Genomic DNA, 2520 nt, shown 5'->3' with positions numbered 1-2520 from the left:
GGACCGCAGATGACACTTGACGGTACCGGGATCGAGCCTTTCGCCGTGCTCGAAGCAGCCTCAGAAAGCATTCTGGTCACCGATGCTGATTTGGAAAGGCCTGGTCCGATCATCGTCTATGCCAACCCCGCTTTTGAACGCATGACGGGGTGGAGCGCGCGCGACATGATCGGCCAATCGCCCCGGATCCTTCAAGGTGCGAGTACTGACCTTTCGATCTTTTCCGGGATGCGGGACGCGCTAAAGAGGGGACACCGCTGGGAAGGCCAAACGGTCAACTATCGCAAGGACGGCAGCCAGTTTGTCATGGAGTGGTCAATCACCCCATTGAGAGACAAGGCTGGTCAGATGACCCACTTCGTTGCGGTCCAACGCGATGTCACCGCGCGGGTCGAGGCCGAACGGCGTGTCGCGCAAGCCCAACAAGCTGCCCGTGAGGCAGACCGGAGGAAGGCCAACCTCGCACGCTACTTCTCGCCTGCAATGGTCGAAACCTTGGCTCAGAGAGACCACCCTCTCGGCCCTGTGCGGCGGCAGGCGATAGCGGTTCTCTTCGTCGACATCGTTGGATTTGTTGCAATCAGTGAGAGCTTGGCGCCGGAGCGTGTTGTTGGACTGCTTCGATCATTCTACCGCCGGATGGCAAAGGTGATCTTTGCGCAACGGGGCTCCATCGAGAAGTTTTCGGGCGATGCGCTCATGGCGCTCTTCGGCGTACCCAATCCCACCGGACGGGAGGCGACCGATGCGCTGCACGCCGCGGTGAACATCATTGACGAGGTGGAGCTTTGGAATGCGAAGCGGATTAAAGCTGGCCGTACTCCCATTGGTGTTGGCGTGAGCGCCAACTTCGGTGTGGTTGTTCTTGGCGATATCGGGACGCGCAACTCCATGAGCTTCACAGCGATCGGGGCGACGGTGAATACCGCGAGCAGGATGCAGGAGCTGTGCCGAGCGCTGCAATCGCGACTGGTTGTCAGTCAATCCTTGATTGCACGGGCATGTGAAGAGAGCGGAGATCAGTTGGTCGTGTTACGGCGCCTTTCTGATGGGGGGCACCACTCTTTGCGTGGAGTCACTCTGCCAGTGAACGTGTGGACGTGTGTCTAACCGTCCGGCACCGGGGGATCTGTCGTGCGATTGTCGCACCAAGCCTGCGAGCGCTCGGCGCAGTCCAAACATGGAACGCCTGATAATCGCAGACGCCCAAACTCAATTCTGCCGGAATGACCGCTCCTGGCACGAGGCTGACGCGGGGAGAAATTCCGCTTTGGACCGGAACATCGGACATTCCTCTCAGTGAACAAACTTCACTGCCTGACCCAAAAGAGACCTTGGAAGATCGAGTGACCCAAGCTTCGGTTTGGAGCGCACCGCGACGTACCATCAGTGCGATTGCCGAAAACAAGTTAAATCACCAAGTAAAGGCGACCACTAGGAAAAGCTGGCGATTCCAGCGGCCGGGCGCGCGTCACGGGTTTGCGGGCCGAGCGGGGCGGCACGCGGCGTCGCGCCATAGATCGAGCGACGACGGCCATGCAATCGCGTCGCCGGCAAGCACCGCAGTCGAGACCGTGATCATGGCGGCTCGGCTCCGGATCGTGCCACCCGACGTTTCCAGTGCGACGCCAGTCCCGTCCAGCCCAATGGCGCGCACAGGTGTCGACAGACGGAGCGATGCCTGACCTGGCAGGCTGGAGGTGATTAAAGAGCCATAGCCCGCTGGCACTCGCCAGTTGTAGCCGCTCGACGCCATGTCGTAGGCGGTGTAATCCGCGATTGAGATCCGCTGCAGCGTGTCGCCGCTGATGAAGCCGCTCATTGCCTGGAGATAGGCGGTCCATGCGGAGTTCGGCTCCAGCGCGTCGGCGGCGCGGTCACTGGCAGGCGGCGCGGTAACCAACCGCTCATTCCAGCGCGCGAAGGCTTGCCGTTAGTGTTCTTGTCAGTTCGCTTTTGCATCTCGGAGCATAACCAATTGTTGCTTCCACAGCCGACCTACCGTCACGACTGCGGGCCTCGCTCGAAGCTAGAAGATCGTTGTCTGCGGCTAGCCTAGCCTGTTCAGTACTCCGGACTGGTCGGTCGGAACAGGATCTCGTTCACGTCCACATTTTCCGGCTGGCTCATGGCGATGGCCACCATGCTAGCGAAGGATTCAGCCGGGAGCTCACCCTCGTAAAGCCTTGCGCGCGGCATCGGCCATGGAGCTGCACGGCTTGGTCCACGAGGCGCTCCCGCGCTGGATCCTGTCAGCGTTGCCGGCTCAAAAGGATCTCTTTGGCTTGGTTCACCCGAGCCGCCAGATATGTCGAACCGCCCTGGTCGGGATGAAGTTTTTTTATGAGTCTTCGATGTGCCTGTCGGATCTCGTCGAGACTTGCGCCCGGCTGAAGTCCAAGGACCTGATGGGCCTCCTCTTCCGACATCGCACCCGATGACGACTGAGCGCCCGGCCGAGCGTGCTCACGACCCCGAACGGTTTCACGCCACTGAGGCAGCCGACGGTCGAGATAAGCC

2 protein-coding genes and 2 pseudogenes are annotated in these 2520 nt (G+C 60.6%); 1 reads left to right on the top strand and 3 read right to left on the bottom strand.

The features are described 5' to 3' along the window. A partial coding sequence (locus AC1DVM_RS22955) for an adenylate/guanylate cyclase domain-containing protein (RefSeq protein ID WP_477258422.1) occupies positions 1-1110 on the top strand: 1110 nt, incomplete at its 5' end. A gap of 361 nt (positions 1111-1471) precedes the next feature. On the opposite strand, the pseudogene AC1DVM_RS22950 reads toward AC1DVM_RS22955, so the two are convergent. From AC1DVM_RS22950 to AC1DVM_RS22940, 3 genes and pseudogenes are all read right to left on the bottom strand, one after another. Further along, positions 1472-1909: pseudogene (locus AC1DVM_RS22950) on the bottom strand (FAD-dependent oxidoreductase); the annotation flags it as partial. Between the two features lie 155 nt (positions 1910-2064). Beyond that, positions 2065-2169: pseudogene (locus AC1DVM_RS22945) on the bottom strand (oxidoreductase); the annotation flags it as partial. A gap of 83 nt (positions 2170-2252) precedes the next feature. Continuing rightward, a partial coding sequence (locus AC1DVM_RS22940) for a DnaJ domain-containing protein (protein WP_477258420.1) occupies positions 2253-2520 on the bottom strand: 268 nt, incomplete at its 5' end.

This window comes from Microvirga sp. P4_A5, assembly GCF_056402495.1.
This window is presented reverse-complemented; position numbering and strand designations above follow the sequence as displayed.